Source organism: Spirosoma lituiforme (assembly GCF_054776635.1).
This window is the reverse complement of sequence record NZ_BAAHBO010000027.1, coordinates 1-5,219: the sequence shown is the minus strand read 5'-3', so window position 1 is coordinate 5,219 and position 5,219 is coordinate 1. Positions and strand designations below refer to the sequence as shown.

The 5,219-nt window shown below is 46.0% G+C and carries 7 protein-coding genes; all 7 read left to right on the top strand.

Annotation, left to right across the window (positions count from 1 at the left end; all coding sequences use genetic code 11):
- Positions 1-459: 459 nt before the first annotated feature.
- The 7 genes from ACYU87_RS27430 (at position 460) to ACYU87_RS27400 (ending at position 5,039) form a co-directional block, all read left to right on the top strand.
- The gene (locus tag ACYU87_RS27430) at positions 460-792 is read left to right on the top strand and encodes a hypothetical protein (RefSeq protein ID WP_461137199.1); all 333 of its coding nucleotides are present in this window, start codon (positions 460-462) and stop codon (positions 790-792) included.
- Between the two features lie 196 nt (positions 793-988).
- Entirely contained in the window at positions 989-1,345 is a 357-nt protein-coding gene (locus tag ACYU87_RS27425) for a plasmid mobilization protein (RefSeq protein ID WP_461137198.1), read from the top strand.
- Positions 1,342-2,235 carry a relaxase/mobilization nuclease domain-containing protein gene (locus tag ACYU87_RS27420; RefSeq protein WP_461137197.1) on the top strand — a complete coding sequence of 298 codons (894 nt, stop codon included), beginning with the start codon at positions 1,342-1,344 and terminating at the stop codon, positions 2,233-2,235. Before ACYU87_RS27425 ends, ACYU87_RS27420 begins: the two co-directional genes overlap by 4 nt.
- Before the next feature lies 1 nt (position 2,236).
- Positions 2,237-2,836, top strand: a complete 600-nt coding sequence (locus ACYU87_RS27415; protein WP_461137196.1) for a hypothetical protein — start codon at positions 2,237-2,239, stop codon at positions 2,834-2,836.
- Between the two features lie 303 nt (positions 2,837-3,139).
- Entirely contained in the window at positions 3,140-3,739 is a 600-nt protein-coding gene (locus ACYU87_RS27410; RefSeq protein WP_461131960.1) for a hypothetical protein, read from the top strand.
- A gap of 9 nt (positions 3,740-3,748) precedes the next feature.
- Positions 3,749-4,009, top strand: coding sequence for a hypothetical protein (locus ACYU87_RS27405; RefSeq protein ID WP_461137195.1), 261 nt, complete (start codon positions 3,749-3,751; stop codon positions 4,007-4,009).
- Positions 4,010-4,460: 451 nt separating this feature from the next.
- Positions 4,461-5,039, top strand: coding sequence for an LOG family protein (locus ACYU87_RS27400; RefSeq protein WP_461137194.1), 579 nt, complete (start codon positions 4,461-4,463; stop codon positions 5,037-5,039).
- Positions 5,040-5,219 lie beyond the last annotated feature (180 nt).

Genomic DNA, 5,219 nt, shown 5'->3' with positions numbered 1-5,219 from the left:
TCTTGTACTTATCTCAGACTCGTTGTATAACTGATTTTATGTTAATCGGCTTTATTTAGAAATGAATAAACAGTCCTGAATGCCCTCTTATTGAATAAGTGCTATTATTTAACTGCGATGAGGGTTACGTTTTATCCAGTAGAATCCACTGATGGAAATAATAAAGCATACCAGTCCGGATGAGACCTTAAGCCAGTCAACATGGCCAAACTCAGAAAATGTCCCTAGAACATGCATTAACTGAAGCATGCCCAAAATGAACAGTAAACCGACTACTATTTTACTTCCTATGTTCATCATAGCTGTTGTATAAGTGCAATTATGTTAGTCTAAATGGTGTGTAAGACAATTTCACTGATTTGTCTTACAGCCCTTACTACGTGTCTTACAATTTTCGGTTTTTGTCTTACACACGTAAATTTTGCCTAATTATGTGTCTTACACGTGTAAGACACAGCTATGGAAGACCTTACTACCACTCCTGACTCAACCAACGAGAACACCGAATCCACGAAAGGGAGCAACCCTGTTACCTGGTCTATCCGAGGAGTCGAGAGAGACACCCGCGCCGTGATTGAGAAAGCCGCTGAACGAGCGGGTAAAACCATCGGCCAATATGTTAATGAAGATATCCGCAGCTTAGTCCAAGGCCAGCTCACCCAATCCCAATTACCAGCCGCCCCGGTTGATATTCAGAACCAGATCGACCACTTAACCAAGATGGTCGAAGGGATCGCCAACCGAATGCCTGAACAAGGTAAGAAAAGCTTTTGGCAACGCCTGCTTGGGTAAACTCGAAACTGATTAGAAGGGAAAAAAACAGCTTGCGTTGTTGCGCGGTGCGGTGTGATTTTGTAAGTTCGCGTATTGAGTAACCAGCCATGTTTCACCCCTAAAAAACCTCCTTGCAGTCGGTTTTCATCGGGGTCGAAACGGCTGTCCCCCCTCCGACTGTCGGGGGTGCAAAAACCGCTCGCTCTGCTTGCTTATGAACCCGACTGAACCGGTTAAAAAACGGGGTGGCCGCCCCCCCAGTGATACCAAACGAGATCAACAAATCACGGTCTGTCTGACCAAGCTGGAGAAGCTTGCCCTCAAAAGACGGGCTGACAAAGCGGGGCTGAATCTGTCGGACTATGGCCGGCAAATGGTGCTCACCGGCAAAGCCCAGGCACGCCTAACCCCCGAAGAGAACGCTACCCTTAATCAGGTAGCCAAGTTGGGGAACAACCTGAACCAGATCGCCCATAAAGCGAATGCCGACGGTATCCGCAGCATTGCCGTCGAAGCCCAACGGCTGTTGCGCCAGCTGAGTGAACTACTGGATAAACCCGTTGAGCCATGATTGCCAAAACGACCATCGGCCGTAGCTTCAAAGGCTGCTGCGGCTATAACCTGCAAAAGGTAGAACAGAGGAAAGGCGAAATCCTGATGAGTCAGGGCGTGCGGGAGTACGATGCCCGGTCAATGGTAGCCGACTTTATGCGGCAGGCCAGTTTGAACCCTGATCTAAGCCGGAGCGTGTGGCACACGGCCATTAGCTTCAGCCCCCAGGACGAGGCCCGCTTGCAGGCCCAGCCGGAGTTAATGAAAACGGTGGCCAGCGATTACCTGAAAGGGATGGGTCTTGATCAAAGTCAGTACGTGGTGATTCGTCACCGGGATACCGAGCATTCCCATTTTCACATCGTGGCCAACCGGGTGACTGATACGGGCCAGACCGTCAGCGACAGCCACAATTACAACCGGTCAGAGAGCCTGTTGCGCCAGATCGAGCAGACACATGGTTTAACTCCCCTTTTGGAACAGGCCAAACGCCAGAGTCTGGAGCGCGTACCGGAGCGTGACCGGAAGCGGATCATGATACGAGATCAGGTCCGGGAGAGTGTGAGCCGTTCGACGACCAGTCAGGAGCTGCGGCAAGATTTAGCCCGGTATAACATTCAGCTGATCGTCAACCGGGATAAAACGGGCCAGCCGCGCGGTATCAGTTTTGAGCAGGTTAGCCACACCGAGCAAGGCGAAGAAATCCGAGTGGCTTTCAAAGGCTCCAAGCTGCATCAAAGCCTGAGTTTAGGCGGTTTGCAACAGCAGCTGGAGCAACAGGCACATTTACGTCAGAAACAGGCCTTAGAGGCCGCTGCTGAAAAAGACAGACTAGAGGGGCAAAAACTCAAGAAAGGCCCGCAAATCGAAGAAAAACACCCTAAAAGAGGCTTAGGCCGTGGTATGTGAGATGGAACAGAGCGAATTAGTAGGTGAATTACTGGAAGGCTTGACCAAGGATGTTAGAGCGCTTCAAACGAAAGTGGGCCAGTTACCCACGGCAACGCCCCCCGATTACCGGGAAAGTATCCACGCGCTGGCCAGATCGGTGCAGGAGCTACAGGGAAAAGCACAAACGCAAGCCCCGGCCATCGACTTAAGCCCGGTACTGAGTCGACTGGAGCGAATAGAACAGCAGATCCGTCAGCGACCCGAGTACACCATGAGCCAGTATGTCCGCTATGGGGCGTATGCCTTTGGGTTAATAGTGATGTTACTGGTGGGTGTGACTTGGCTAGCTTTAAGTTGGCGCAGTGAGCGAGAAGACTATGCCCAAGCCTACGCTCATGACAATTGGCGGGTGCGTTATACCAAACAGGCTGATCCGGACTACTACAATTTCATGGAAGCCAAGTTTAAAGAGCCAGGGCTCACGCAATGGGTGGTCGAGCAGGAAGCCGCTGACGAAAAACGAGAGCTGGCCCGTGAAGCCGCTGAACAAGCCAAATCGTTGACCCAACAGGCAAATCAGCTAGAAGGGAAATCAACAACAAAGGGGAAGAAAAAGTAGGTGGTATTGAGTATCACAAAAAGGGTGAAAAATGAGCGTTTTTGATGTGTTTTAAGAACCTAAGAAGCAAACAGCCCTAACTAACTGATAATCAATGGGGGTCATTTAGCTACTAGCTAAATGAAATTTAGCTAGTAGCTAAATGATTATTTAGCCATATATCATAGGAAAAGCTAAAGATTTATTAGCTCTTTGGTAAAAGTCATTTAGCCTTTTGATGATATAATAGCTAAAAATAATTTAGCTGTGTACTAATTCTTATTTAGCTTTTCTGTATGTTTGTGACAGAAAAAATTTAGCTACATGAAGTACAATAAGCTAAAAGAGCAACCCCAATTCAAGGAGAATCCTTTTGTCGAGAAGGCAATTGAGGACATTAGAATCGTGAAAAAAACTCAAGTAATCCGTGCCAAAAACAGGGATGAGATACAGATGATAGTCACGAACGACGGAGATGTGCAAGGTTATTCTGCATTTATGAGGTTTGTTGAAGTAGAAGAGGAGAAGTTTGCCAAGTTATATTTGTCTCAGTTCGTAGCCTTTTGGGAGTTATCTAAATCAGCGATTCGTGTGTTTGGCTATATAATCACTATACTTAAACCAAAGCAAGACGAGTTCTTTTTGGAGATGAACAAATGCCTAGAATACACTAAGTACACCCATCCAAACAGCGTTTTAAGTGGGTTAGCAACCTTAGTTGAATGCGGTATTATAGCCCGTAGCGACAGCCATTTTAAGTATTTCATTAATCCACTGGTTGTGTTTAATGGTGATAGAGTAACTTTCGCACGAACTTATATAAAGAAGAAAAAAGATCAAGAAGTAAACGCTGCCAACCAATTACAACTCTTCCAAAATGAAGCTGTTAAGCAACAATTAGCGGATTTTCAAGGGAATGAATAACTTCACAATATGACACCAGATCGCAGACTTGACCAGTTAGAACCCTTGATGGCGGATGTACTTCAAAAAGTTGACCGCTTGATTGAAGGACAAGGCCAACTTATTGAATTAGCTACTAGTACAAAAGCCGAACTAGAGCAAGTAAAAGCAACTGGAGAGATCACCGCTAGTGGATTAGCGAATCTGACTACTTACGTTCAAAAAGGCTTTGATGACGTAAAAACGGGACAAGAAGCCATTATGCAGTATTTACGGGAAAAGCTTCCCTAACGATATTAGTCGAAACGGAAACCGGCTCTGCTGAGGAGCAACCGGCCAGGGATAGACTGATGCACGTACTAACCGTACCTGCGCCCCGATCTTGATAGCTCCAAGCCAGATCGGGGCTTTTTTGTAAGCTTACAAAGAAGAAAGCGGACCCGCTACGCGGGATGTTAAAGTGATAGGTTTTTTTAGGCATAGAGCACCCCTAACTGTACGGTTGCTGACGCAAAGGAGGTTGAAAAGGGGATAAAAAGAGTACAGTTAGGGGTGCTCTATGCCTAAGAAAACCTATTACTATCTAGGCGTCGCAGACACCGCTTATATTATGGTACTATAGGCTTTCGGGTGGCTTACTGGAGGCTTTCGGCAGGCTTTCCGGGTTTTTGCGGTAGGCTTTCAGGAGGCTTTACTTTACATAAAAGCACTTATACAACACACCTTACCAAATCCAAAAATCATGAAAATATGCGTGTACTGCGCTTCTAGTGCCAAAGTAGACAATGTCTATTTTGATGCGACTGAAACACTGGCTCTAGAGTTTGTAAAGGCCAATATTGAGGTTGTGTACGGCGGTGGTGCTATTGGTTTAATGGGTAAACTCGCTGATACGATCTTGTTGAATGGTGGTAAGATCAAAGGCATTATGCCCCGCTTTATGAACGAAGTTGAATGGGCTCATAAAAACGTGACTGACTTTGAGTTTACGGAGACCATGCACGAAAGGAAAGCCAAATTTTTGGAGGATATTGATGGGTTGGTAACGTTGCCAGGTGGAAGTGGCACGTTGGAGGAACTACTAGAAGCAATCACACTAAAGCGATTGGGACAATTTACCAAGCCTATTGTCATTCTAAATACCAACGGGTTTTATGACCCGTTGCGGGAGATGTTAGAACGGTGTGTTCACGAAAACTTTATGCATGAGAACCACTTAGCGATGTGGTCCTTTGTTGATCACCCCGAAGATGTTATTGAGTCGCTAGTTAGTGCTGCAACGTGGGATGAGAGTGCAATTAATTTCGCGACCAATAAGTAGGTGGAAAGTATGGAGTAGATCTGAGATAAGTACAAGATTTAGATGAGCCTAAGTCTTGTACTTATCTCAGACTCGTTGTATAACTGATTTTATGTTAATCGGCTTTATTTAGAAATGAATAAACAGTCCTGAATGCCCTCTTATTGAATAAGTGCTATTATTTAACTGCGATGAGGGTTA